This is a genomic window from Oryzomicrobium terrae, assembly GCF_008274805.1.
Lineage (GTDB): Bacteria > Pseudomonadota > Gammaproteobacteria > Burkholderiales > Rhodocyclaceae > Oryzomicrobium > Oryzomicrobium terrae.
Genome location: NZ_CP022579.1, coordinates 2,667,438 through 2,691,055 on the forward strand (window position 1 = coordinate 2,667,438; position 23,618 = coordinate 2,691,055).

The following is a 23,618-nucleotide window of genomic DNA, read 5'->3' on the forward strand; positions in this document are numbered from 1 at the left end:
GGGGTCTCTCCTTGGCCGGTCAGTGTTCCAGGCCGCGGTGCCAGCGCAGCAGGTGGTTGTTCAGCTTGTTCATGGCCACGTCGATGGCCAGGCCGAGCAGGCCGATGGTGATCATCCCGGCGATGATCTTGTCGGACCACATGAACTCGCGCGCCTCCAGGATGCGGAAGCCCAGGCCGTCGTTCACCGCGATCATCTCGGAGACGATCACCACGATGAAGGCGGTGCCGATGCCGATGCGCACCCCGGCCAGGATGTAGGGGGTGGCCGCCGGCAGGATCACCCGGGCGAACATGGTCAGCGGCTTGACCCCCAGGTTGCGCGCGGCGCGCAGGTAGATACCGTCCACGTGACGCACCCCGGCGATGGTGTTCATCAGCACCGGGAAGAAGGCGCCCAGGGAGATGAGGAAGAACGACGGCGGGTTGCCCAGGCCGAACCACAGGATCGCCAGGGGGATGTAGGCGATCGGCGGGATCGGGCGCAGCACCTGGACCAGGGGGTTGAACAGGTCGTAGATGCGGGCGTTGGCACCCATCAACAGGCCCACCGGCAGGGCCAGGCCGGCGCCGATGACAAAGCCCACCACCACCCGGTACATGCTGGCCCAGGCATCGTGCAGCAGCTCACCGGAGAACAGCCAGGCCAGGTACGACCCGGCGGCCGGGTCGAAGTCCTGGGCCGGCAGCAGGGACTGCCACCACTTGAGGGCCACCGCCGAGGGGGCCGGCAGCACCACTTCCGAGACCAGGCCGGCGCGGGAGCAGATTTCCCACAGCACCAGCAGGACCACCGGCACGGCCAGGCCGTGGAGGATCGCGTTGAGACGTTTCATGGACGATCGCTCCTTACTTCACCTTGAGGTCGGCCTTGGCCTTTTGCAGCAGGTCGAGCTTGACCCAGTCGGCAGCCTTGGGCGGCTTGCTCATGCGGCCGACGCCGAACTTCTGCATGAAGGCGGTGGTGGTGTCGATGTGCTCCAGGGACACGTCGTAGGTGTAGTCGGCGTTGTCCATGGCGTCCTTGAAGTCCTGGGACGAAATCTGGCCCTTGAACATCTGCTCGCGCACGTACTTCTCGGCCAGGGCCGGGTCCTTGTTGAACAGGGCGGTGGACTCGACGAAGCACTTCATAACGCGCTGGGCCACGTCCTTCTTCTCGGTGTACATCTTCTCGGACATCACCAGCAGGCGGTACGGCTCGCCCATGGCGGTGTTGTAGGGCTTGATCACCTCGACGCCGAACTTCTTGTTGAGGGCTTGCGACGACTGGGGCTCGGACTGGCACATAGCGTCGATCTGCTTGGCGGCCAGGGCCTGGTTCAGGTCGGCAAAGGCCAGGTAGACGATCTGCACGTCCTTGCCCGGCTTGTCGGACCAGGTCAGGCCGACCTTTTCCAGTTCGGCCAGGAGCAGCAGCTCCTGGGCGCCGCCGCGAGTCACGCCGACTTTCTTGCCCTTCAGGTCGTTCAGGTTCTTGATGCCCGAATCGACGCCGGCGACGATGCGCGCGCCGCCCTTGGCAAAGCCGGCCACGGTGACGATGGGCACGCCGTTGGCGCGGCCGGAGATGGCACCGTCGGAGGCCAGGGCGGCGATGTCGATCTCACCGGCGACGATGGCCGGCATGATGTCCGGGCCCTTCGGGAACATGCGCTCTTCGACCTTGACGCCGTACTTGCCGCAGACTTCCTTCATGTAGGAAACCGCGCCGTAGTGGGCGAACTTGAGGTTGCCCAGGCGCACCACGTCGTCGGCGTGGGCAACGGAAACGGACAGGCCGGCGGCCGGCAGGGCAACGGCGAGGGCGGTGGCAATAGCGTGCTTGCGCATGGAGATCCTCCTTTGGATGTGTCGGGAAGAGGCCGCCCGGGGGATTCCCGGGCCGTCTCGGACGGAGGCTTCTTTGCACAGCCCGTGCCAGGTCTTATAGAAGAGCCTTAGCTGTTTGTTTCATAAGCATTTCCGTTTCTTTACCGTTACCCAGGGGGGGGCTTCCCGAGGAGCGGCGCGAGCGGAATTCCGCAAAACCCGTGCGGATTTCCGCACAAACACCCCATTCGTGCGGTTAAACGGACACGCCACCCTTGATCCATCCCTAAGCCATCCCTAAGCCATCCCTGCACCGCCGGCCATCCGCCGGCTCGGACCGTTGCTCCGCCCGGCCCGGAAAAAACAGCAAGTCTTGCTGCAAATCAAAGTACTTTCGCCACTCGGCAGGTACAAGCCCCCTTCGATGGATGACAACGCCATCACTACAACAAGCCACAACAGGCACAAACGGGAGGAGACCCCCAATGTCCGGAAGACGCACGTCCGTCGCCACCAAGCTCAGCATCATCCTGGCGGCCAGCATCACCGCCCTGCTCCTGGCCGCCGCCTTCGGCCTGTCCCAGTACCTCACCGCCAAGTTGGAGCAGAAGTCCCTCGATGCGCTGAAGACCAACAACCGCATGATCATCGACATGATCGATGCCTATAACTCCGGTCTCAGCCAGACGGTGGAACGGCTCGGCAAGGTCTTCGCCAGCAACTACCCGGACAAGTTCTCCATGGACGCTGACGGCGTGCTGCACCACGGCCGCAGCCCCATCGTCGCCCGCGAAACCGCCATCCCCGACCGTTTCACCGCCGTGGCCGGCACCCCCGCCACGGTGCTGACCCGGCGCGGCGACGACTTCCTGCGCACCTCCACCTCGATCACCAACGAAAAGGGCGAGCGCGCCTCGGACGTGCCCCTGGGCCCCACCCACCCGGCGGTGCCCGCCCTGCTCAAGGGCCAGACCTACACCGGCAAGGCCAAGATGCTGGGGCGGGACTTCATGACCCACTACATCCCGATCAAGGACGACGCCGGTCAGGTGATCGGCGCCTTCTTCGTCGGCCTGGACTTCACCGACGGCCTGGCCGCGCTGAAGAAGCGGGTGCTGGCGCTCAAGATCGGCGACACCGGCTACCCCTACGCCCTGGACGTGGGCACCGACAAGGGCCGCCTGGTGATCCACCCGGCCAAGGAAGGCACCAACCTGCTCGACGCCAAAGACAGCGACGGCAAGGAATTCGTCAAGGAAATGATCAGCCAGGGCAACGGCATCATCACCTACTGGTGGCAGAACCCGGGCGAAGAGAAGCCCCGGGAAAAGGTGGTGGTGTTCAACCACTACGCCCCGTGGAACTGGACCCTGGCCTCGGGCAGCTACCTGAACGAGTTCAACGACGAAGGCAAGCGCTCCGGTCAGGGGCTGATGCTGGTGGCCCTGCTGTTCGTGCCGGTGGTCTTCGCCATCGTCTGGGTCGCCGCCCGGCGCTGGGTCAGCCGCCCCCTGGGCGCGGCGGTGCAGGCCGCCAATAAGGTGGCCGAAGGCGACTTCACCACCCAGGTTGAAGTACGCAGCCGGGACGAGATCGGCGAACTGATGGCCGCCCTCGCCACCATGATCAAGCGCCTCGGCGGCACCATCACCGAGGTGCACAAGGCCGCCAGCGCGGTGGCCAGCGACGCCGGCCAACTGCACTCCTCCGCCGGCCGGGTGGCGCACAGCTCCGAGCAGCAGAGCGACGCCGCCTCGGGCATGGCCGCCGCCGTGGAAGAGATGACCGCCAGCATCGAGATGATCGTCCAGCACGCCGCCGAGGCCCACACCATCTCCGGCCACTCCGCCGAGGTCTCCCAGGAAAGCTCGGCCACCATCCAGCAGGCGGTGGCCGCCATGAACCACATCGCCGAAACGGTGCGTTCCGCCTCCGGCGCCGTCGAGCAACTGGGCCGGGAATCGGAGGAAATCTCCGCCATCGTCCAGGTGATCAAGGAAATCGCCGACCAGACCAACCTGCTCGCCCTCAACGCCGCCATCGAAGCGGCCCGGGCCGGCGAAGCGGGCCGCGGCTTCGCCGTGGTGGCCGACGAAGTGCGCAAGCTGGCCGAGCGCACCAGCCAATCCACCCACGAGATCGGCGCCATGATCGAGCGCATCCAGCACGGCACCCGCCACGCCGTGACGAGCATGAACCAAGGGGTGGACCAGGTGGCCAGCGGCGTCGAACTGGCCGCCGCCGCCGACGCGGCGATCAACCGCATCCGTGAGGGCGCCGCCCAGGTCACCGCCGCCGTGGCCACCATCACCGCCGCCATTCAGGAACAGAGCACCGCCAGCGCCAACGTCGCCCAGGGCCTGGAAAAGATCGCCGGCATGACCGAGCGCAACACCACCGACGCCCAACAAAGCGCCGCCGCCGCCGAGGAACTGAACGTGGTCGCCGCCCAGTTGCGCAGCACCGTGGACCAGTTCCGGGTCTAATCCCCGCCCCTACCGCCCCCCGCAAACCCAAGCGGGGCGCGGACTTCCACGAGGCCACCTTGAAACCCCGCGCCAGTCCTTGCTCTCCGGGCATACACCCTGAAGATCGAGGACTGGCGCGGGGTTTATTACCCCATGACACTAATCCAACGCTTCATTTCATCAGATTAAGAAAACTGTGCGCGGAACAACGCATGCAGTCGTTACCAGAATCTCCCACTTAAACCAGGGTTATTTCCAGTGCAACGCCATCATTACGTCCCACAGTTTTATCTGCGTGAATGGTATATCCCAGGAAAATCAGCGTTTTGGCTTTACTGCCGTGATAACGCAGGGCGCTTACTATTCGGAAAGAAATCTGCAAGATCAGTTGGCTACCAAAACGGCCTTTATTCAAGAATTCCAGAATTCTTTGAAAATCAAAATCAATCAACCAATAGCATTGAGGAGAATTTTTTCTCCCCCCTCGATTCCAAGGCAAGCAAAGTAATTAAAAAACTGATCCAGTCCGGCCCTCAAAGCTTATCTAAAGAAGATCGTCTCGTTTGGAGCATTTTCATCAATTCCCTCCTAGAGAGATCACCCAGCAGAATTGAATCAATAAAAAATAGCGCTAACAAGCTTGCAAATGAAGAATTCTCGAAAATAAAAGCAGTTCATGAAGTACAGGAAGGAGAACGGCATGCCTTCTTGGACGAAATGGACATAGCAGCCATAGCAAATAACACCGTACTAGCCGAGATGGTGAAATGGATATGTAACAATGAAACCATCAGCCACTTTGCCAACATGACATGGATGGTTGCCCGCCTTCCTGAAGGAAATGATCACTTTTTAACCAGTGACACTCCTGTGGTTGTAAATGGCGCCAGCGGCGGAAACCCTATCTACGTTTTATCAATAGCACTATCCCCCAACGCACTATTTATAATGCACAAACAGGAAAAAGATTTCAATGAAGATTTCATTCAAACACTAGCCATAATACACAACCACCTAATAGCAGAACAAACAAAGCGCTACTTAGTTTCATCAAGAGAGCTTATTGACGATGGCAACATAAAGTATAAAAAAATTGCAAACTTTCTTTTTTCGGGAAAAAACCACAAGGCCAACAATTAAACAAATTAATCAAACCAAGTCCATTGCACTCCCGAATGGAAATTTTCGACCTTGAAGAGCAGCCAATAAACACCAGGAGGAAAACTTAAAATGCAGCTCGCCACTGGTTGCAAATGTAAAAAGTGCGCTTAGCTAGTCGCAATACACTCAGCCCCTACTCCCCCACCCGCTCCATCCCCGCCGCCTCAACCAGCCGGTCGACGCTCCACCCGGCGCCGAGCAGCAGCATGCGGGTGTGCAGGTCGTCGTGCACCGTCCGGTCCACGCGGCGGCCCAGGTAGCGCGGCGTCTTGTCGCGCACATCGACGTAGCCCAGGGCATGGCGCCGGGCCAGGGCGTGCCACAGGGCGTGGGCGCCCGGGGATTGGCGGGCGCCGCTGAGCAGGCAGATGCCGCTCCCCAGGGCCCATTCGTAAACGGCGGTGCATAGCCCGCGGCGCTGGTAGGCCGGGGCGTATTTGGAGTGGGGTGCGCGCAGGTAGGGGTCGGCGCGGCGGCCGACCTCGATCAGCCGGTTGAACACGGTGTAGCCGGCGAGGCAGCCGTGGGCGGTGTCTTCGACGTACACGTAGTGCTCGCCGTCGGCTTCGCGGTAGCGGAAGACCAGGGACGGCCAGGGGGAGTCGATGTCGAGGGTGGCGATGCCGTGGAGCGCGCCGCCGGGGGTGACGAGGCGGCGGTGGAGGGTGTCGAGTTCGTTGTCGAGGGCGTCGGGGCGGTGCTGCACGTCGATGCGCAGTTCCAGCCCGAGGCCGCGCCAGGGCGGCCATGGCAGGGGGGCCAGCAGGGCGGTCATGTCGGTTTTCCTTTGCGGGGAGAGAGGCGGAGACGGGGCGTGACGGCCCGTCAGGCCAGACAGGCGCCGGCCCAGCAGCCGCTCATCAGGGCGTCGGGGCGGGTCGCGGCGCAGACCCGGGCGCTGGTGTCCCAGGAAGCCATCGCCACGTCCAGCCCGGCGAAGATGCCGAAGCCGCTGCCGGCGCGGATCTCGCCCTGGGCGTGCAGGCTCTCGCCGGCCCGGATCGCCCCTTCGGCCACCATTTCCCCGCCGGCCTTGATGCCCCAGCCGGCTTCCAGGTGCCGGGCGGTGCGGATGTCGCCGCCGGCGAGGATGCCGTTGCCGGCGCGCACCGTGTCTTCTCCGGTGATGCCGCCCCCGGCACGCAGGCTCTTGCCGCAATAGATCGGCCCGCTGACGATCACGTCCTGGCCGACGTAGGCGTTGCCGTCCAGGCGCAGGTCGCCGCGGCAGAGCAGATCCCAGGCGGCCCGCAGGTCGCCGCCCACGGTCAGGTCGCCGCCGGTTTCCACGCCCCAGCCGGCGCGCAGGTCGCCGCCCACGTCGGCGCTGCCGTCGCTGCGGATGCCGCCGCCGGCCTTGACGTCTTCCCCGGCCACCAGGGCGGTGCCGGTGCGGATGCTGCCCCCGGCGGAAATGGCGCGGCCGGCCCGCACCAGGGTGTCGGCCTCGATGTTGCCGCGCACCTCCAGGGTGCCGGCGAAAACGATGGCGTCCACCTCCAGGCGATCCACCGCCAGCACCCCATCGGTGGGGCCGAACTGGTCGAGCAACCAGCAGGCGTCGTTGACCCGGCCGGCGGCGACCAGGGCATCGAGCAGATCCTGGTAGTTGCTGCCGTCCTGGTGGTGGCGGATGAACCAGCGGAAGCCATCGGCGCAGGGGCGCTTGGCTTTGACGAAATTCTTGGTGATGTCGAAGGTGTTGAGGATGTCCATGGCAGTGCCCGTGTGCGCCGGCACCGGCACGAAGCGCGTGGCGGCGATGGCGCAACAATCACAAACGTCACAGGAAGCGCAGCCCGGACAGGGGACCGGCCCTGCCGGCAAGGCGGCCCGGCGGGACCGGACCTGGATGGGAGGGTGGCGCGGAGCGGGCGTTTACCGCTCCGAATCGACACCACGGCATGGTGGATGCTCCCAGGCTGCACGTTGAACAAGGCGCGCGCGAACAATGCGGTCGCGTCCTTGGGCAAGGCGCCGTGCGGGGAGGTGGGGCTGGTCAGCCCTGGCGATGGCCCCGCACGGCCTTGGAAAGCACTGCGGGAGACCCTGAAACCGGAAAGGCAGGTGCGGGCGTGACGCTCCACAGACGTGCCGGACGGAACAACACCCGGAACACGCGCCCACCGAGGCTCACGCCGCGAGGGGCGTAGCGCAGGTCGGTGGCAGGAGCGTGGGGCATCTGCGTAGGGAAGGGAGGGGTGAAGCGGAAAGGGCGGGAGTCTAAGCCATTGGCGCCGTTCCGGCCAGGCCCGGCGGCAAGCCCCCCCCGTGCCGCCGTCACCTCGCCTAGCGCCGCACCTCGGCGATGAACCAGGCTTTGACCTCGGCGGCCGCCGGGCGCAGGGCCTGGGTGCGGTGGTGCACCAGGTAGTAGCCGCTGGCCAGGGGCAGGCGGCAAGGGGAGGCAGACGGACCGCCAAACGGTTCGACCAGGGTGCCGGCGGCCACCTCTTCCACCACCAGCAGAGGGCTGGTCATCACAAGCCCCTGGCCCTGCTTGGCGGCTTCGATGGCGGTGAGCCCCAGGTCGAAGTGGATGCGCGGGATGGCGGCGACCCGGGCCGCCGTCAGGGTGGCGAACTCGGCCAGCCAGCGTTCCCAGTGGGGATGCATGGTGGTCACCAGCAGGGTGGCCCGGGCCACGTCGCCAGGCGCGGTCAATCCCAGGGCCGCGGCGTAGGCGGGGCTGCAATAGACGCGGGCCTCGTCGTCGTAGAGCAGGGTGGTATCCAGGTGGGGGGCGTTGCCGTCGAAGTAGCGGATCGCCAGATCGATGGGCTCCCGCTCGAAATCCACCAGGGCGGTGGTGGCGTTGAGGTGCAGTTGCAGGTGGGGATGGCTGGTCAGCAGCCGGGCCATGCGGGCGGGAAACCACTTGGCGGCGAAGCTCGGCAACATCGACAGCCACACCCCGGCACTGCGGCTGTCGCGCAGCTTGTGGCTGGCATCGGCGATCTGGGCCAGGGCCGGCTGAATACGCGCCCAGTAGGCCAGGGCCTCGGCGGTCGGTTGAACCTGGCGCACCTGCCGGGTGAACAGGGGGGTGCCAAGCCAGGCTTCCAGCTTCTGGATCTGCTGGCCGACGGCTCCCGGGGTCACCGACAGTTCTTCTGCGGCAACAGAAAAACTATTGCTGCGCATGGCAGCGTCAAAAGCGACGAGGGCCTTGAGTGGGGGTAGTGGTTTCATGGCGTAGAAAAACTATCGTATTGCGCATATTAAATCAGTTGTCGCAGCGCACCGACGCCACCACAATCGGTGCATCGTCTTCGCGAGCACTGCCATGTTCCAGTCCCTACGCCGGCCCCGGGTGCTGGCGGTCACCCTGGCCGCCGCCGGCATCCTCATGGTCACCATGGGCATCCGCCAGTCCTTCGGCCTGATCGTCAGCCCCCTCAACACCTCCACCGGCCTGGGCATCGCCACCATCAGCTTCGCCCTGGCCCTGGGCCAGTTCGCCTGGGGGGCGATCCAGCCCATCGCCGGCGCCGTGGCCGACCGCTACGGCCCCCGGGGCGTGCTCATCGGCGGCATTGTCGTGCTCGCCCTGGGCTGCGCCCTCACCCCCTTTGCCCAGAGCGGCTTCGCCCTGGCCATGACCCTGGGGCTGCTCGCCTCCATGGGTTCCGGCGCCGGCAGCTTCTCGGTACTGATCGGTGCGGCGGCCCAGCGCCTGCCCTTGGAATCCCGGGGCGCGGCCTCGGGGGTGATCAACGCCGGCGGCTCCTTCGGCCAGTTCGTCTTCGCCCCGATCCTGCAAAAGTTGATCCAGTCCTTTGGCTGGATGGGCGCCCTGTGGGCCATGGCCGTCGCCGCCCTGGCCGCCCTGCCCCTGGTGGGCAAGCTGACCGGCCCCACCCACGCCGCCGATGCGGCCCACGGCCACGCCAGCCAGGACAAGGGCCTGGGCGCCGCCGTGCACGAGGCCCTGGCCGACCGCAGCTACCTGCTGCTGCACGCCGGCTTCTTCACCTGCGGCTTCCACATCGCCTTCCTGGTCACCCACCTGCCCGGCGAGATCGACCTGTGCGGCCTGCCGCCCTCGGTGGCCAGCTGGTCCCTGGCGATCATCGGCCTGGCCAACATCGCCGGCAGCCTCTACGCCGGCGGCTGCATCGCCCGCTACCGCAGCAAGCACGTGCTGGCGGCCATGTACGCCTCCCGGGCGGTGCTGATCGGCGCCTACCTGCTGATGCCGCGCACCGACTGGGCCTATTACCTGTTCGCCGCCGGCCTGGGGGTCACCTGGCTGGCCACCGTGCCGCCCACGGCGGCCATCGTCGGCAAGCTGTTCGGCACCCGCTACCTGGCCACCCTGTTCGGCCTGACCCTGCTCTCGCACCAGATCGGCGGTTTTCTCGGCGCCTGGCTGGGAGGCCTGGCGGTGACCCGCTTCGGCGACTTCACCTGGATGTGGTACGCCGACATGGTGCTGGCGGCCCTGGCCGCCCTGGCCAACCTGCCGATCAAGGAAGCCCCGATGCTGCGCCCAGCGGCCCAGCCGGCCTGACCACCCGATTTATCCCCGCCCCACCCCAACAGAGCTATAAGGAGACCCACCCATGAGCCGGCTGCGCCCCGAAATTTCCGTCGCCGAACTCAACGCCCGCGGCGGCGAGTACCTGCCGGGCTTCCTCGGCGTCGAGATGGTCGAACTGGCGGAAAAGCGCCTCACCAGCCGCATGCCGGTGAAGAAACTGCACTTCGCCCCCAACGACTTCCTCCACGCCGCCAGCATCGTCGCCCTGGCCGACACCACCTGCGGCTACGCCACCATCGCCCACCTGCCCGAAGGCGCCGAATCGTTCACCACCATCGAACTGAAGAGCAACCACCTGGGCACGGTGCGCGACGGCGCCGTGGCCTGCGTCGCCACCGCCCAGCACCTGGGCCGCACCACCCAGGTGTGGGACGCGGTGGTCAGCGACGAAGCCACCGGCCGCACCATCGCCCTGTTCCGCTGCACCCAGATGATTCTCTGGCCGAAGGGCTGAAAACCGTAACAGCACTCGACGCAGAGCCCGCAGAGACGCGGAGCACGCAAAGTAAAAAGCACAGAGCAAAATCGTGGCGATCTCGGTGTCACCACGCCCTCCACGGTGCAAGCGGTCGCAGTAAAAACGCCAAGGGCGGCCCGGAATCACTTCCGGGCCGCCCTTGGCGTTTGGGGCACTACCACGCCGGCTAAGCCGGCATAGCGTGGAAGCCTGCTTAGCGCACCTGGGTCTGGTGCTCGTCGCCGTTGCGGGCGCGGATGGTGCCGATCTGCCAGACGGCTTCGCCGGCGGCTGCCAAGGCGGCCTGGGCGGCGGCGGCCTTGTCGGCCGGGACCACGATCACCATGCCGATGCCGCAGTTGAAGACGCGGTGCATCTCGTCCTCGGCCACATTGCCTTCGGCCTGGAGCCATTGGAACAGCTTGGGACGGGGCCAGGCGGACTTGTCCAGGTCGGCCACCACGTTCTCGGGCAGGACGCGGGGCACGTTCTCGGTGAGGCCGCCGCCGGTGATGTGGGCCAGGCCCTTGACGGCCTCGGGCATGGCGGCGAGGAGGGCCAGCACCGACTTCACGTAGATGCGGGTGGGAGCCATGATGGCGTCGGCCAGGGTCTTGTCGCCGTCGAACGTGGCATCCACGTCCGGGTTGGCGCGGGCCAGGATCTTGCGCACCAGGGAGTACCCGTTGGAGTGGGCGCCGGAGGAGGCCAGGCCGAGCACCACGTCGCCGGGGACGATGGTGGAGCCGTTGATGATCTTGGACTTTTCCACGGCGCCGACGGCGAAGCCGGCCAGGTCGTATTCGCCGTCCGGGTACATGCCCGGCATTTCGGCGGTTTCGCCACCGATCAGGGCGCAGCCGGCCTGCTCACAGCCGGCGGCGATGCCGCCCACCACCCGGGCGGCGGTGTCCACGTCGAGCTTGCCGCAGGCGAAGTAGTCGAGGAAGAACAGGGGCTCGGCGCCCTGAACCAGGATGTCGTTCACGCTCATGGCCACCAGGTCGATGCCCACGGTGTCGTGGCGCTTCAGGTCGAAGGCCAGCTTGAGCTTGGTGCCGACGCCGTCGGTGCCGGACACCAGCACCGGCTCCTTGTACTTCTTGGGCACTTCGAACAGGGCGCCGAAGCCGCCGATGCCGGCCATGACGCCTTCCCGCAGGGTCTTTTTCGCCAGGGGCTTGATGCGGTCGACCAGCGCATCACCGGCGTCGATATCCACACCGGCATCGCGGTACGAGAGCGGGGAGGAAGAGGAGGAAGTCTGTTGGGTCATGACGGAAAGGCGCAAAAGAAGACGAAAGGGACGGACAGCCAGGCCAATGGGGCGTCGGCACGGGTCGATGCCGGGCGCCGGACAGGCCGGGGCGCCGCGCGGGCTGGAAGGATGGACGGGGCAAGATGCTAGAATCGCGCCCTTGGTGCCTTGCGGCCAGCCCACTGAAAACGCGTGATTTTAGCTCAAAACACCGCTCCACCCCAGCCAACCCTCCCCATGCGCCAACTGCTCCTCGACCTGATGCCCGCAGCCCGGCCCACCTTCGACAATTTCGTCGTCGGCGGCAACGCCGAGCTGATCGCCGGATTCAACGGCTGGCTGTCGGAGCGAAGCCAGGAGCCGCTCTTTTATATGTGGGGCGAGACGGGCAGCGGCCGCACCCACCTGCTGCGTGCCAGCGGCGCCGAGTATCTCGACGCCGCTACCGACCCGGCCCTGGCCGCCTGGCCCGACGACGTACCCTTCGTCGCCGTGGACAACGTGGATGCCCTCGATGCCGCCGGCGAGCAGGCCCTGTTCAACGGCTTCAACCGGCTCAAGGCCGAAGGCGGCAAGCTGCTGGTGGCGGCCCACCAGCCCCCCGCTGCGGTGGGCCTGCGCGAGGACCTGCGCACCCGCCTCGGCTCGGGTCTGATCTACCGGGCCCAAGTGCTCTCCGACGCCGAAAAGGGCGCCGCCATCGCCGCCCAGGCTGCCGCCCGGGGCCTGGCCCTGCCCGAGGGGGCGGTGGACTACCTGCTGCGCCACGCCCCCCGCGACATGGGCTCCCTGGCCGCCATCGTGGTCGCCCTCGACCGTTTCTCCCTGGAGCGCAAGCGCCCCATCACCCTGCCCCTGCTGCGGGAAGTGCTGCACTCCACCTGATTCAGACAACGCCCCATGGAACTTGCCCTCTTCGACCTCGACAACACCCTGCTCTCCGGCGACTCGGACTACGAGTGGGCCCAATTCCTTATCGGTAAAGGCGCGGTTGACGCCGAGATCCAGGAAGCCAAGAACAAGGCCTTCTACGAGCACTACAAGGCCGGGACCCTGGATATCGACGAATTCCTCGCTTTCCAGCTCGCCCCCCTGGCCCGCCACGACCGGGCCGAGCTGGACGCCTGGCACGCCGAATACGTGGCCAACCGCATCCGCCCCCTGATCGGCGCCCCGGCCCGGGAACTGGTGGCCCGCCACCTGGACGCCGGCCACCTGTGCGCCATCGTCACCGCCACCAATTCCTTCGTCACCGGCCCGATTGCCCGGGAATTCGGCATCCCCCACCTGATTGGCACCATCCCGGCGGTGGACGTGCCCTCGGGCCGCTTCACCGGCGCCCCTACCGGCATCCCCTCGTTCCAGGCCGGCAAGATCACCCGGGTCGAGGCCTGGCTCGAATCCCAGGGCCTGTGGTGGGGCAGCTTCGCCAAGACCTGGTTCTACAGCGACTCCCACAACGATCTGCCGCTGCTGGAAAAGGTCAGCCACCCGGTGGCAGTGGATCCGGACCCGACCCTGCGCAGCCGCGCCGAACGGGATGGCTGGCCAGTGCTGAGCCTGCGTGGCTGAGCCCCGCATCCCGCGATGTTGCCGCAGCGCTTACCAAGCGCTCCGCTCCGGCGTACACTGCGCCCCATTTTGTGCACTGCACGGCTCCGCTGACTTGATCCCACACTCACCACGATGATCCGCAAGCTGATTACCCGCGCCATTACCCGCATCCGTGGCCCGAAAGGGGCCGGGAAGGGCCTCGTCACCGAGGCGGCCCGGATTGGCCGGTCCTCTCACGGCGTCACCCGCGACCAGCTCTCCTACGGCGGCCGCCGCGTCTGCGAGGTGCTCCAGGAAAACGGCTTCGAGGCCTTCGTCGTCGGCGGCGCGGTGCGCGACCTGCTGCTCGCCCGCGACCCCAAGGATTACGACGTGGCCACCAACGCCACGCCGGAACAGGTCAAGCGCTGCTTCCGCCGCGCCCGCATCATCGGCCGGCGCTTCCAGATCGTGCACGTGGTGATGCGCGACGAGATCATCGAGGTCACCACCTTCCGCGGCCTGCACGATTCCGAAACCGACGAGCACGGCCGAGTGCTCCACGACAACGTCTTCGGCAGCCAGGCCGAAGATGCGGCGCGGCGCGACTTCACGGTCAACGCCCTGTATTACAACCCGGCCGACGAGACCATCCTCGACTACCACCACGGTGTCGCCGACCTGAAGCAGAAGACCCTGCGCATCATTGGCGACCCGGCGGTGCGCTACCGGGAAGACCCGGTGCGCATGCTGCGCGCCGTACGCCTGGCGGCCAAGCTGGGCCTGTCCATCGACCCGGCGGCGCGCCGGCCGATCCGCGAGATGGCCGAACTGATCGAGAACATTCCGGCGGCGCGCCTGTTCGACGAGATGCTCAAGCTGCTCACCTCCGGCTATTCGCTAAAGTGTCTGCAGCAGCTGCGTGAGGAGGGTCTGCACCACGGCCTGCTGCCGCTGCTCGACGTGATCCTGGAACAGCCCCGCGGCGAGAAGTTCGTCCGCCTCGCCCTGGAAGCCACCGACCGGCGGGTCAAGGAAGACAAGCCGATCTCCCCGGGCTTCCTCTTTGCCACCCTGCTCTGGCACGAAGTGCTGGCCCAGTGGGACAAGAACCTGAACAAGGGCGAGCGGCGCATTCCGGCCCTGATGGCGGCCATGGACCAGGTGCTGGAAAAGCAGTGCCAGAAGCTCGCCATCACCCGGCGCATCGCCGGCGACATCAAGGAAATCTGGATGCTCCAGCCGCGCTTCGAAGCACGCGCCGGCAAGCGCCCCTTCCTGCTGCTCGACCAGCCCCGCTACAAGGCCGCCTACGACTTCCTGCTGCTGCGCGCCGCCTCCGGCGAGGTGGAGCAAGCGCTGGCCGACTGGTGGAGCGCCTTCATGGTGGCCGACTACGACGAGCAGCAGGACATGCTCGTGCCGGACAAGAAGGGCGAGGGCGACGGCGCCCGGAAAAAGCGCCGCCGGCGCAGCAACAACCGCAAGGGTAGCGGCGCCGACGGCGCCGGCCCGTCCGGCCAACCGCCTCAATAAGCCGACCGGCGGGGACGCCGCTCCTAGCCTCCCCGCCCCGCCGCACCCATCCGCCGGCATCGTCATGGCCGAACTCCCCTCTTCCCCTTCTTTCCCCGGTTTGCCGCACCGGGCCTACGTCGCCCTGGGCGCCAACCTGGGCGACCCGGTGGCCCAGGTGCACGCCGCCCTCGCCGCCCTCGACCAGCTGCCGGACTGTCGCCTGGCGGCAGCCTCCAGCCTGTACCGCACCGCCGCCATCACCGCCAACCCGGGCGAAGTCCAGCCGGACTACATCAACGCCGTGGCCGAACTGGCCACTTCGCTATCGCCCCAGGCCTTATTGGCGGCCCTGCTCGCCCTGGAATCGGCCGGCGGGCGCACCCGCCACCACAGCCACCCGCGCTGGGCGCCGCGCACCCTGGATCTGGACTTGCTGCTCTACGACGATCTGGCCGGTCTGTGGCCGGCGAAACCAGCAGGTGCGGCAGGTGCGGCGGTAGCGGCGACACAAACGACAGGGGACAACGCCACTGCCCTCGCCGCCAGCGGCACGGATCTGGCCGCCGACCTGGCCGCCGGCGCCCTGCCCACCCTGCTGCTGCCCCACCCGCGCCTGCACCTGCGCGCCTTCGTCCTCACCCCCCTGGCGGAGATCGCCCCCCAGCTGGCCCTGCCCGGCCGGGGCTCGGTGGCCGCCTGGCTGCCGGCAGTGCGTCTGCAGGACATCGAGAAATTGCCCGAATGAGCCTGAGCAACGTCATCGCCATGGTCAGCGATGCCCCGGTGATCCTGCGCACCGTGGTGCTGCTGTCGGCCTCCAACGTGTTCATGACCTTCGCCTGGTACGCCCACCTGAAGAACCTGGCGGACCGGCCCTGGTGGCTGGCAGCCATGCTGTCCTGGGGTATCGCCCTGTTCGAGTACCTGCTCCAGGTGCCGGCCAACCGCATCGGCGCCAGCCAGCTCAGCCTGGCCCAGCTAAAAATCCTCCAGGAAGCCATTACACTCACCGTCTTCGTGCCCTTCGTGGTCTTCTACATGAACCAGCCCCTCAAGCTCGACTACCTGTGGGCCGCGCTGTGTCTGTGCGGGGCGGTGTACTTCATCTTCCGCTCATGACTGGATCGCCCTTGAACGGTTCCCCCAAACCCCTGCTTGCCCAGGCCCGCCACATCGTCGTGGAAGGGCCCATCGGCGCGGGCAAGACCACCCTGGCCCGCCGCCTGGCGGCCCACCTGCAGGCCCGCCCGCTGATCGAGGACCCGGACGCCAATCCCTTCCTCGGCCGCTTCTACCAGGATCGTCACCGCTACGCCCTGCCCACCCAGCTGCACTTCCTGTTGAAGCGCCACGAACAGCTGGCGGCGCTGCAGGAGCACCTGCTGCCGGCGGAGGCGACTCCGGTGGTGTGCGACTTCCTGGCCGAAAAGGATGCCCTGTTCGCCCGGCTCAACCTGGACGACGACGAACTGGCCCTGTACCAGCGCATCCGCCAGCAAGCGCCGCTGCCCGAGCTGGCCCCGGACCTGGTGATCTTTCTCCAGGCCGCGCCGGAGAACCTGATCGCCCGGGTGCGCCGCCGCGCCAGCGCCAACGAGCGCACGGTGGACGACACCTACCTGGTGCGCCTGGCCGACGCCTACAGCCACTTCGCCTACCACTACGACGCCTGCCCGGTGATGATCGTCAATTCCGACAATCTCAACTTCGCCGACCGGGACGACGATTTCCACCTGTTGTTAGAGCGGCTGGCCACTCAGCGCAGCCACCGTGAATTCTTCAACCTGGGAGGTTGATCCATGTCCGTTCATGCCGACACCCGCCGCCTGACCACCGCCGACCTGGCCAAGATGAAAGCCGCCGGCGACAAGATCGCCATGCTGACCTGCTACGACGCCAGCTTCGCCCGCCTGTGCGACGACGCCGGTGTGGACTCCCTGCTCATCGGCGATTCCCTGGGCATGGTGCTGCAAGGCCATGAATCGACCCTGCCGGTGACCCTGGCCGACATCGCCTACCACACCGCCGCCGTGGCCCGGGGCTCGAAGCGCCCCCTGATCATCGCCGACATGCCCTTCGGCACCTCCCAGGTGACCCCGGAGGACACCTTCCGCAACGCCGTGCCCCTGCTCGCCGCCGGCGCCCAGGTGGTGAAGATCGAAGGCGGCGTGGAAATGGCCGAGACGGTGCGCTTCCTCACCAGCCGCGGCGTGCCGGTGTGCGGCCACATCGGCCTCACCCCCCAGTCGGTGCACCAGCTGGGGGGCTACCGGGTCCAGGGCAAGACCGACGCGGCGGCGGAAAAGCTCAAGGCCGATGCCTTGGCCCTGCAGGACGCCGGCGCCAGCCTGATCGTGCTCGAAGCCATTCCCGAAGCCCTGGCCCAGGCCGTCACCGATCTGATCGCCATCCCCACCATCGGCATCGGCGCCTCCGCCCACTGTTCCGGCCAGGTGCTGGTGCTGCACGACATGCTCGACCTGTCGCCGGGCAAGAAGGCCCGCTTCGTCAAGAATTTCATGGCCGGCCAGCCCTCCGTGGCCGCCGCCATCGCCGCCTACGTGGCCGCGGTCAAGGACGCCTCCTTCCCCGGCCCGGAACACTGTTACTGAGCACCGCCATGCAAGTCATTTCCGCCATTCCCGCCCTGCGCGAGGCCCTCGCCGGGCGCGGCCGCATCGTCCTCGTACCCACCATGGGCAACCTCCACGCCGGCCACATCTCCCTCATGGAGCAGGCCCGCGCCCACGGCGACACCGTGGTGGCGAGCATCTTCGTCAACCGCCTGCAGTTCGGCCCCAACGAGGACTTCGACAAGTACCCGCGCACCTTCGAGGCCGATTGCGCCAAGCTGCGCGAGGCGGGCGTGGACATTCTGTTCGCCCCCACCGAGGCCGACCTCTACCCCGAGCCTCAGACCGTCCAGGTGGACCCGGGCCCGGTCCAGGAGTTGCTCGAAGGCGAATGCCGCCCCGGCCACTTCCGCGGCGTCGCCACGGTGGTGCTCAAGCTGTTCAACGCCGTCCAGCCCGCCGTAGCCCTGTTCGGCAAGAAGGACTACCAGCAGCTGATGGTGATCCGCCACATGGTGCGCCAGCTGGCCCTGCCGATCGCCATCGTCGGCGGTGACACGGTGCGCGCCGACGACGGCCTAGCCCTGTCCTCGCGCAACGGCTACCTGAGCGAAGCCGAGCGGGCCGAAGCGCCGCGCCTGGCGCGCACCCTCGCCGCCCTGCGCGCCGCCGTGCTTGCCGGCGAGCGGGACTATGCCAAGCTGGAGCGGGATGCCGTCGCAGCCCTCAATGCCGCCGGCTGGCAAACCGATTATGTTGCGTTGCGGCAACAGTCGGACCTGACCCCCCCCTCCCCCGCCGCCGCCCCGGCAACCGGCGCAAACGCCGTGCCACTGGTGATTCTTGCCGCGGCCCGTCTGGGCAAGACGCGACTGATTGATAACCTTGAGATTTGATGAGGTTTTTTTGCAACAACTCGGGCGTTGACAGCAGGAAGTAGGCTATTACAATGCCCCCTCCCCAACCTTCGGCATAGGGATTCGCCATGCAACGCACCATGCTCAAGTCCAAGCTGCACCGCGTCACCACGACGCACTCCGAGCTCCACTACGAGGGCTCCTGTGCGATCGACGAGGATCTGCTGGACGCGGCTAACATCCGCGAATACGAGCAGATCGACATCTGGAACATCAACAACGGCGAGCGCTTCACCACCTACGCGATCCGCGCCGAACGCGGTTCGGGCGTCATCTCGGTGAACGGCTCCGCCGCCCGCCGCGCCGCGCCCGGCGACCTGTTGATCATCGCCACCTTCGCCTCCTACTCCGAGGCCGAACTGGCCCGCCACGAGCCGGACCTGGTGTACGTCGACTCCCAGAACCGCATGGTTCGCCACAGCAAGCAGATCCCGGTTCAGGCTGCCTGATCGTCTGATCGCCGCCCGTTCTGCCGCTTCGGCCCCCAGCGCCCCGCCCCGTGCGGGGCGTTGTGCTTTTGGGGGCCGGGAAATCCGTCGCGGCCGTCGCGGCACGGACCGGGCACAAGGCCCGGCCCGGTCACGCACCGCCGGGATTGCTCAGCCCCCGAGAACCTGGGCCGAGTTCGGCGGCGGCGCGGCGCGGTGGATTCCTCGCCCCGGGACGGGAAATAGCACCGCCCTAAACCCTAGGACTGGCGCGGGGTTCGACGATGCCACCCCGGAGAGCAAGGCAGGGCGCGGATCTCCGGGCATACCCCGTGGAGACCCCCTAACTACGCGGCCCTCAGGGCATCGACAATGTTCAGCCGTGCCGCCCGGAAGGCGGGCAGGAAGCCGCCGACGAAGCCCATGAACAGGGCGAAGCCCAGGCTCTTGGCGACGATGGCCGGGGTCAGGGTGAAGGAGAAGGCCAGCTCGGCGAAGGACTGCCAGTTCATGGTGGAGATGGTCACCAGTTGCATGAACGAGGCCAGCACCAGCCCGGCCACGCCGCCCACCAGCGCGAGCAGCAGGGATTCGCCGAGGAAGGCGAAGAGGATGCTGCTGCGGCGAAAGCCCAGGGCGCGCAGGGTGCCGATCTCGCCGACCCGGCTGGCCACGGCGGCGTACATGGTGATCATGGCGCCGATCACCGCCCCCACCGAGAAGATCAGCGAGAGGGTGACGCCGAGGATGCTGATGAACTTGGACAGGGTTTCCGACTGGTCGGCGTAGAAGCGGGTCTCGCGCTTGGCCTCCAGGGTCAGGCGCGGGTCGGCTTCGATGGCCGTCTTGACCGCGGCAAAGCGCGTCGGGTCGGCCAGCTTGAACACCATCGACGAGTAGGCGGTGCGGCGGAAGGACTGCATCAGGGTGTCGGCGTCGCCCCAGATTTCCGAATCGAAGCCGGTGCGGCCGGCGTCGAACACCCCCACCACCAGCCATTCCTGGCCGCCGAAGCGCAGCCGCTCGCCCAGACCGGCGCGCTCGAAGCGCTCGGCGATGGCCCGGCCGGCGATGATCTCGTTGCTGCCCGGGCGGAACATGCGCCCCGCCACCAACCGCACCTGGGGGCGCAGCTGGAGGCCCTGGGGGCCGGCGCCGCGGATGATGACGTTGGCCGGCTTGGTGGTGCCGCGCTTGTACAGGGAGATCAGCACCACCGATTCCTTCGAGGCCAGGATGGCGCCGCCGTCGCCCAGGGCCACCTCGGGCAGGCTCTCGACGATGGCCGCCTGGACCCGCTCGACGCCGCTCTGCACCTCGGTTTCGGACGAGCGACGGATCACCACCACGTTGTCGTCGCTGCCAGTGGCCACCAGGGTGGTGCGCAGGCCCTCGTCGAGCATCAGCACGGCGGCGAAGACGAACACCACCAAGGCCATGCCGCCGGCGGTGAGCGCCGTGGTCAGGCGCCGCGCCCACAGGTTGCGCAGGGAATAGGCGAGGGGCAGGGTCAGCATCGCGTATACACCGGACTCACCACACTCACCATGTGCACCTCACGCCACCGCCCGCAGGCCGTCCACGATGCGGATGCCCATGGCCCGCCGCGCCGGCACCGCCGCCGCCAGCAGCCCCACGCCCAGGGCGCAGAGCAGTTGCAGGGCGACGGTTTCGGCGCTGACGTTGAACACCGGGAACAGGGTACCGACGGCCTGGGCGAACACCGTCGCCAGGGGGAAAGTCAGGGCCACGCCGATCAGGCCGCCGAGCAGGGCGATGGCCACCGATTCGCCGACGATCAGCGCGGCGACGAAGCCCGGGGGAAAGCCCAGGGCCTTCAGGGTGGCGTACTCGGCGGTGCGCTCGCGCACGGTCATGGCCATGGTGTTGGCCATCACCGCCAGGATGATGACGATGACCAGGTAGGAGACGGCGCGGATGGCCACCACGATGGCCTCGGTCATGGAGACGAAGGACAGCTGGAAGGCCTTTTCGGTCTCGGTCAGGGTCTCGGCGCTGGTGTTCTTGAATTCAGCGTCGATGCGCGCGCTGACCTCCGCCGCCCGGGTCGGATCGTCGATCTTCACCACGTACACGCCGATCTGGTTGGCGCGGCGCGGAATCAGGCGGGTGATGGTCTCGTTCACGTAGCTCCAGTGAAAGAGCATCTGGCTGACGTCGGTCTTGGCCTCGCGCCCGCGGTAGATGCCGCGCACGACGAATTCCCAGGTGCCGGGGAAGATGGTGCCCTTCAGCTGGATGGTGTCCCCCACCTTGAAGCCGTAGGTGGCCGCCAGCTTGCTGCCGACGATGCAGCCCTTGCGGTCGCGCAGGAAGTCGCGCCGCTCGGCCTCGCTCAGCACGTACTCCGGGTAGAGGTCGAGAAAGGTGTCGGCTTCCACGGCGAACTGGGCGAAGAAGTTCTTCGGCTCTTTGTAAATGCCGCCGAACCAGTTGGAATGGGTGATGCCCACCACGCCATCCACCCGACGGATCTTCTCCCGGTAATTGACGGGCAGGGGAAAGACCAGGGAAATGGCGTTGCGCGTCACCAGCCGGGCGTTGGAGGCGCCCTCCGCTCCGGCGTACCAGGCGTCCACCACGGTGGACAACAGGCCGAAGGCGGTCACCGCCACGGTCAGCCCGGCCAGGGTCAGCAGGGTGCGCAGACGGTGGCGGAAGGCGTTGCGGAAGGCCAGGACGAGCAGCACGTCAGTCGGCGCTCCCGATCGGTTCCGCCGCCGCGCGGGCCGTGCCGACCTCTTCCCGCCCCGACAGGGCGCCCTTCTCCAGGTGCATGATGGCGTGGGCGTGGCCGGCGGCATGGGGGTCGTGGGTGACCATCACGATGGTCTTGCCCAGCTCCCGGTTGAGCCGCTGCAGCAGGCGCAGGATGTCGTGGGCCGATTCCCGGTCCAGGTCGCCGGTGGGCTCGTCGGCGACGATCAGCACCGGGTCGGTGATCAGGGCCCGGGCGATGGCCACCCGCTGCTGCTGGCCGCCGGACAGCTCGCTCGGGATGTGGTCCATGCGCTCGGCCAGGCCGACCATGGCCAGGGCCGCCGCCGCCCGCTCGCGCCGCTCGGCCCGGGACAGGCGGGTGAGCAGCAGGGGCAGTTCCACGTTCTCCAGAGCGGTGAGCACCGGCATCAGGTTGTAGAACTGGAAGATGAAGCCGATGGTGCGCGCCCGCCAGTCGGCCAGTTCGGCCTCGCCGTAGGCGGCGATGTCCTCGCCGGCCACCCGGATCTCGCCGCTACTGGCCCGGTCGATGCCGGCGATCAGGTTGAGCAGGGTGCTCTTGCCCGAGCCGGAGGGCCCCATCAGGGCGAGAAACTCGCCGGGGGCGATGTCGAAGCTGATGTCGGCCAGCACCGGGACCACCTGCTGGCCGCGCCGGTAGGCCTTGGCCACCTGGCGCAGCTGGACCAGGGGAGGCAGGGCCGAGCCGCCAGCAGCGGCGCCATTGCCGCCGCCCCCCGCCGCGGCAGACGGGTAGCCTGGCAACGCCCCGAATGCGCCAGTCACTTGCTTTCCACCTTGACCCGGGCGCCGTCCTTGAGCCCGGCGGGGGGCCGGGCCACCAGCCGGGTCCCCGGCTTGAGCGGCTCGCCGTCCCGGGCGGCCAGGGCCACCAGGTCGCCGTAGCGCTCGCCCAGGCGCACCTCGCGCTGGTGGGCGACGCCGTCACGCACTTCGAACACGCTGGCCTGGTCGCCCTCGCCCTGCACCGCGTCGTGATGCACGGCGATGAAGGGCTGGCGCTCGCTGTCCTTCATCTCCCGGGAAAGGAAGGCCACCTTGGCGGCCATTTCCGGCAGCAGGCGCGGGTCGGGCTGGCCGTCCGGGGTGACGAACTGGACCTTGGCCAGCACCGTGGCCTTGGCCCGGTCCACCGTCGGCACCAGCCGCGACACCCGGCCGCGCAGGCGCTCGTCGGGGAAGGCGTCGAGCTGGATCTCGCAGGGTTGGCCGACCTGGATCTTGGCCAGGTTGGCCTCGGACACGTCGGCCTCCACTTCCAGGCTGGCCATGTCGGCCATGGTCACCACCGCGCCCTTGCTGTCGGTGGCCGAGGAGAAGGGGGTGATGACGTCGCCGACGTTGGCCGCCTTGGTCAGCACCACCCCGTCGAAGGGCGCCCGGATCAGGGTCTGGTCCACCGCCACGTCGGCGGCACGCTTGGCGGCCTGAGCCTGGGCCAGGGCGGCGCGGGCCTTGTTGAGCCGCGCCCGGGCGGTATCGACGGCCGAGGGCGAGATGAATTTCTTGGCGGCCAGTTCCTCGGTGCGGTGAAAGCTCACCTCGGCATCGGCCAGCTCGGCCTTGGCCGACACCACGTTGGCTGCGGCCTGGTCGGCCTGGGCGCGCACGTCGCTGTTCTCCAGCCGGGCCACCACCTGGCCCTCCTTGACCGGCGAGCCCTCGCGCACCCCCAACCATTCCAGCCGGCCGGTGGCCTTGGAGGCCACGGCGGCCTTGCGGCTGGCCACCACGTAGCCGGCAGCGTTGAGCACGGTGACCGCCTGGTAGGGGTAGGCGCTGGTCACCGACAGGGTTTCCACGGCGACTTCGCGCCGGCCGGCCAGCCCTGCCGCCAGGGCGCCGAGCACCACCACGGCCACCACGATCCAGGGCCAGCGTCGGCGGCGCGGGCGGGCGGCCAGGGCACCGCGGTCGATGGTCAGCCGGGAGAGGTCGTGCTGGGTGTCAGGGGACATGGTCTGCATCCGGACGGGGACATTCCACCGCCCTGAAAAGAGGAAAAAACGGCCGTACGGGCCGGGGCGAAAAACCCTGCTGAAAACCAGGTTTTATCAGGGAAAACCGGGTTTTTGCAGCGCCCGCCAAGCATGCCGAAAAGGGCTTCTGACGCTTTTGATGGGAGTCAAAGTCGCACCCACCCGGCGGGCGATACCGTTCGTTACCTGTCAAATCTACAAGGAGGATT

Annotated in this window: 23 protein-coding genes; 13 read left to right on the plus strand and 10 right to left on the minus strand. The window is 67.3% G+C overall.

Annotated features, from left to right (window positions below; all coding sequences use genetic code 11):
- Positions 1–19: 19 nt before the first annotated feature.
- Positions 20–835: an ABC transporter permease gene (locus OTERR_RS12040; RefSeq protein WP_054621253.1), complete on the minus strand. Its 816-nt coding sequence runs from the start codon at positions 833–835 to the stop codon at positions 20–22.
- 13 nt (positions 836–848) lie between these two features.
- Positions 849–1,832, minus strand: a complete 984-nt coding sequence (locus OTERR_RS12045; protein ID WP_054621254.1) for an ABC transporter substrate-binding protein — start codon at positions 1,830–1,832, stop codon at positions 849–851.
- A 464-nt stretch (positions 1,833–2,296) separates the two neighbouring features.
- Between OTERR_RS12045 and OTERR_RS12050 the strand changes: the two genes are divergently transcribed.
- Both OTERR_RS12050 and OTERR_RS12055 read left to right on the plus strand, forming a co-directional pair.
- Entirely contained in the window at positions 2,297–4,297 is a 2,001-nt protein-coding gene (locus OTERR_RS12050; RefSeq protein WP_187775233.1) for a methyl-accepting chemotaxis protein, read from the plus strand.
- Between the two features lie 240 nt (positions 4,298–4,537).
- Entirely contained in the window at positions 4,538–5,419 is an 882-nt protein-coding gene (locus OTERR_RS12055) for a DUF4238 domain-containing protein (RefSeq protein WP_149425906.1), read from the plus strand.
- A 154-nt stretch (positions 5,420–5,573) separates the two neighbouring features.
- Here OTERR_RS12055 and OTERR_RS12060 read toward each other — a convergent pair whose 3' ends face one another.
- The 3 genes from OTERR_RS12060 to OTERR_RS12070 all read right to left on the minus strand — a co-directional run bounded on the left by OTERR_RS12060 (position 5,574) and on the right by OTERR_RS12070 (position 8,632).
- Positions 5,574–6,215: an N-acetyltransferase gene (locus OTERR_RS12060; protein WP_149425907.1), complete on the minus strand. Its 642-nt coding sequence runs from the start codon at positions 6,213–6,215 to the stop codon at positions 5,574–5,576.
- Positions 6,216–6,265: 50 nt separating this feature from the next.
- Complete coding sequence (locus OTERR_RS12065) at positions 6,266–7,156, minus strand: DUF342 domain-containing protein (protein WP_149425908.1); 891 nt, start codon at positions 7,154–7,156, stop codon at positions 6,266–6,268.
- A gap of 573 nt (positions 7,157–7,729) precedes the next feature.
- Positions 7,730–8,632 carry a LysR substrate-binding domain-containing protein gene (locus OTERR_RS12070; protein ID WP_149425909.1) on the minus strand — a complete coding sequence of 301 codons (903 nt, stop codon included), beginning with the start codon at positions 8,630–8,632 and terminating at the stop codon, positions 7,730–7,732.
- A 94-nt stretch (positions 8,633–8,726) separates the two neighbouring features.
- On the opposite strand from OTERR_RS12070, the gene OTERR_RS12075 reads away from it, so the two are divergent.
- Entirely contained in the window at positions 8,727–9,953 is a 1,227-nt protein-coding gene (locus tag OTERR_RS12075; RefSeq protein ID WP_149425910.1) for an MFS transporter, read from the plus strand.
- Between the two features lie 52 nt (positions 9,954–10,005).
- Positions 10,006–10,437 carry a PaaI family thioesterase gene (locus OTERR_RS12080; protein WP_149425911.1) on the plus strand — a complete coding sequence of 144 codons (432 nt, stop codon included), beginning with the start codon at positions 10,006–10,008 and terminating at the stop codon, positions 10,435–10,437.
- A gap of 217 nt (positions 10,438–10,654) precedes the next feature.
- Here OTERR_RS12080 and purM read toward each other — a convergent pair whose 3' ends face one another.
- On the minus strand, positions 10,655–11,716 hold the full coding sequence (purM, locus tag OTERR_RS12085) for a phosphoribosylformylglycinamidine cyclo-ligase (RefSeq protein ID WP_054621262.1): 1,062 nt from the start codon (positions 11,714–11,716) through the stop codon (positions 10,655–10,657).
- A gap of 219 nt (positions 11,717–11,935) precedes the next feature.
- Here purM and hda point away from each other — a divergent pair, with 219 nt between their 5' ends.
- The 9 genes from hda to panD all read left to right on the plus strand — a co-directional run bounded on the left by hda (position 11,936) and on the right by panD (position 18,688).
- Complete coding sequence (gene hda / locus OTERR_RS12090; RefSeq protein WP_149425912.1) at positions 11,936–12,583, plus strand: DnaA regulatory inactivator Hda; 648 nt, start codon at positions 11,936–11,938, stop codon at positions 12,581–12,583.
- Positions 12,584–12,598: 15 nt separating this feature from the next.
- The gene (locus OTERR_RS12095; RefSeq protein WP_054621264.1) at positions 12,599–13,270 is read left to right on the plus strand and encodes a histidinol-phosphatase; all 672 of its coding nucleotides are present in this window, start codon (positions 12,599–12,601) and stop codon (positions 13,268–13,270) included.
- A gap of 114 nt (positions 13,271–13,384) precedes the next feature.
- Complete coding sequence (pcnB, locus tag OTERR_RS12100) at positions 13,385–14,767, plus strand: polynucleotide adenylyltransferase PcnB (protein WP_149425913.1); 1,383 nt, start codon at positions 13,385–13,387, stop codon at positions 14,765–14,767.
- Between the two features lie 64 nt (positions 14,768–14,831).
- Positions 14,832–15,494: a 2-amino-4-hydroxy-6-hydroxymethyldihydropteridine diphosphokinase gene (gene folK, locus OTERR_RS12105; RefSeq protein WP_149425914.1), complete on the plus strand. Its 663-nt coding sequence runs from the start codon at positions 14,832–14,834 to the stop codon at positions 15,492–15,494.
- The gene (locus OTERR_RS12110; protein WP_054621267.1) at positions 15,491–15,868 is read left to right on the plus strand and encodes a DMT family protein; all 378 of its coding nucleotides are present in this window, start codon (positions 15,491–15,493) and stop codon (positions 15,866–15,868) included. The genes folK and OTERR_RS12110 overlap by 4 nt, the downstream gene beginning before the upstream one ends.
- A gap of 11 nt (positions 15,869–15,879) precedes the next feature.
- A complete protein-coding gene (locus tag OTERR_RS12115) occupies positions 15,880–16,545 on the plus strand; it encodes a deoxynucleoside kinase (protein ID WP_342780102.1) in 666 nt (221 codons plus the stop codon).
- A 3-nt stretch (positions 16,546–16,548) separates the two neighbouring features.
- A complete protein-coding gene (gene panB / locus OTERR_RS12120) occupies positions 16,549–17,361 on the plus strand; it encodes a 3-methyl-2-oxobutanoate hydroxymethyltransferase (protein ID WP_149425915.1) in 813 nt (270 codons plus the stop codon).
- Between the two features lie 8 nt (positions 17,362–17,369).
- Positions 17,370–18,218, plus strand: coding sequence for a pantoate--beta-alanine ligase (gene panC / locus OTERR_RS12125; protein WP_149425916.1), 849 nt, complete (start codon positions 17,370–17,372; stop codon positions 18,216–18,218).
- Positions 18,219–18,307: 89 nt separating this feature from the next.
- Positions 18,308–18,688, plus strand: a complete 381-nt coding sequence (gene panD, locus OTERR_RS12130) for an aspartate 1-decarboxylase (protein ID WP_054621270.1) — start codon at positions 18,308–18,310, stop codon at positions 18,686–18,688.
- Between the two features lie 326 nt (positions 18,689–19,014).
- Here the strand turns inward: panD and OTERR_RS12135 are convergent, their stop codons facing one another.
- The 4 genes from OTERR_RS12135 to OTERR_RS12150 are packed head-to-tail and all read right to left on the minus strand — an operon-like array spanning position 19,015 to position 23,388.
- Positions 19,015–20,184 carry an ABC transporter permease gene (locus OTERR_RS12135; RefSeq protein ID WP_246154164.1) on the minus strand — a complete coding sequence of 390 codons (1,170 nt, stop codon included), beginning with the start codon at positions 20,182–20,184 and terminating at the stop codon, positions 19,015–19,017.
- 39 nt (positions 20,185–20,223) lie between these two features.
- On the minus strand, positions 20,224–21,378 hold the full coding sequence (locus OTERR_RS12140; RefSeq protein ID WP_054621271.1) for an ABC transporter permease: 1,155 nt from the start codon (positions 21,376–21,378) through the stop codon (positions 20,224–20,226).
- A gap of 1 nt (position 21,379) precedes the next feature.
- The gene (locus tag OTERR_RS12145) at positions 21,380–22,195 is read right to left on the minus strand and encodes an ABC transporter ATP-binding protein (protein WP_223115946.1); all 816 of its coding nucleotides are present in this window, start codon (positions 22,193–22,195) and stop codon (positions 21,380–21,382) included.
- A complete protein-coding gene (locus OTERR_RS12150; protein ID WP_149425917.1) occupies positions 22,192–23,388 on the minus strand; it encodes an efflux RND transporter periplasmic adaptor subunit in 1,197 nt (398 codons plus the stop codon). Before OTERR_RS12150 ends, OTERR_RS12145 begins: the two co-directional genes overlap by 4 nt.
- Positions 23,389–23,618 lie beyond the last annotated feature (230 nt).

Bases quoted from the DNA above. Each gene is read 5' to 3' on its own strand.
- OTERR_RS12050 (WP_187775233.1), top strand. From the start codon at position 2,297: ATGTCCGGAAGACGCACGTCCGTCGCCACCAAGCTCAGCATCATCCTG.
- purM (WP_054621262.1), bottom strand. From the start codon at position 11,716: ATGACCCAACAGACTTCCTCCTCTTCCTCCCCGCTCTCGTACCGCGAT.
- OTERR_RS12075 (WP_149425910.1), top strand. From the start codon at position 8,727: ATGTTCCAGTCCCTACGCCGGCCCCGGGTGCTGGCGGTCACCCTGGCC.
- panB (WP_149425915.1), top strand. From the start codon at position 16,549: ATGTCCGTTCATGCCGACACCCGCCGCCTGACCACCGCCGACCTGGCC.
- OTERR_RS12070 (WP_149425909.1), bottom strand. From the start codon at position 8,632: ATGAAACCACTACCCCCACTCAAGGCCCTCGTCGCTTTTGACGCTGCC.
- OTERR_RS12065 (WP_149425908.1), bottom strand. From the start codon at position 7,156: ATGGACATCCTCAACACCTTCGACATCACCAAGAATTTCGTCAAAGCC.
- OTERR_RS12095 (WP_054621264.1), top strand. From the start codon at position 12,599: ATGGAACTTGCCCTCTTCGACCTCGACAACACCCTGCTCTCCGGCGAC.
- panD (WP_054621270.1), top strand. From the start codon at position 18,308: ATGCAACGCACCATGCTCAAGTCCAAGCTGCACCGCGTCACCACGACG.
- folK (WP_149425914.1), top strand. From the start codon at position 14,832: ATGGCCGAACTCCCCTCTTCCCCTTCTTTCCCCGGTTTGCCGCACCGG.
- OTERR_RS12060 (WP_149425907.1), bottom strand. From the start codon at position 6,215: ATGACCGCCCTGCTGGCCCCCCTGCCATGGCCGCCCTGGCGCGGCCTC.
- pcnB (WP_149425913.1), top strand. From the start codon at position 13,385: ATGATCCGCAAGCTGATTACCCGCGCCATTACCCGCATCCGTGGCCCG.
- OTERR_RS12045 (WP_054621254.1), bottom strand. From the start codon at position 1,832: ATGCGCAAGCACGCTATTGCCACCGCCCTCGCCGTTGCCCTGCCGGCC.
- hda (WP_149425912.1), top strand. From the start codon at position 11,936: ATGCGCCAACTGCTCCTCGACCTGATGCCCGCAGCCCGGCCCACCTTC.
- OTERR_RS12135 (WP_246154164.1), bottom strand. From the start codon at position 20,184: ATGCTGACCCTGCCCCTCGCCTATTCCCTGCGCAACCTGTGGGCGCGG.
- OTERR_RS12080 (WP_149425911.1), top strand. From the start codon at position 10,006: ATGAGCCGGCTGCGCCCCGAAATTTCCGTCGCCGAACTCAACGCCCGC.
- OTERR_RS12150 (WP_149425917.1), bottom strand. From the start codon at position 23,388: ATGTCCCCTGACACCCAGCACGACCTCTCCCGGCTGACCATCGACCGC.
- OTERR_RS12110 (WP_054621267.1), top strand. From the start codon at position 15,491: ATGAGCCTGAGCAACGTCATCGCCATGGTCAGCGATGCCCCGGTGATC.
- panC (WP_149425916.1), top strand. From the start codon at position 17,370: ATGCAAGTCATTTCCGCCATTCCCGCCCTGCGCGAGGCCCTCGCCGGG.
- OTERR_RS12040 (WP_054621253.1), bottom strand. From the start codon at position 835: ATGAAACGTCTCAACGCGATCCTCCACGGCCTGGCCGTGCCGGTGGTC.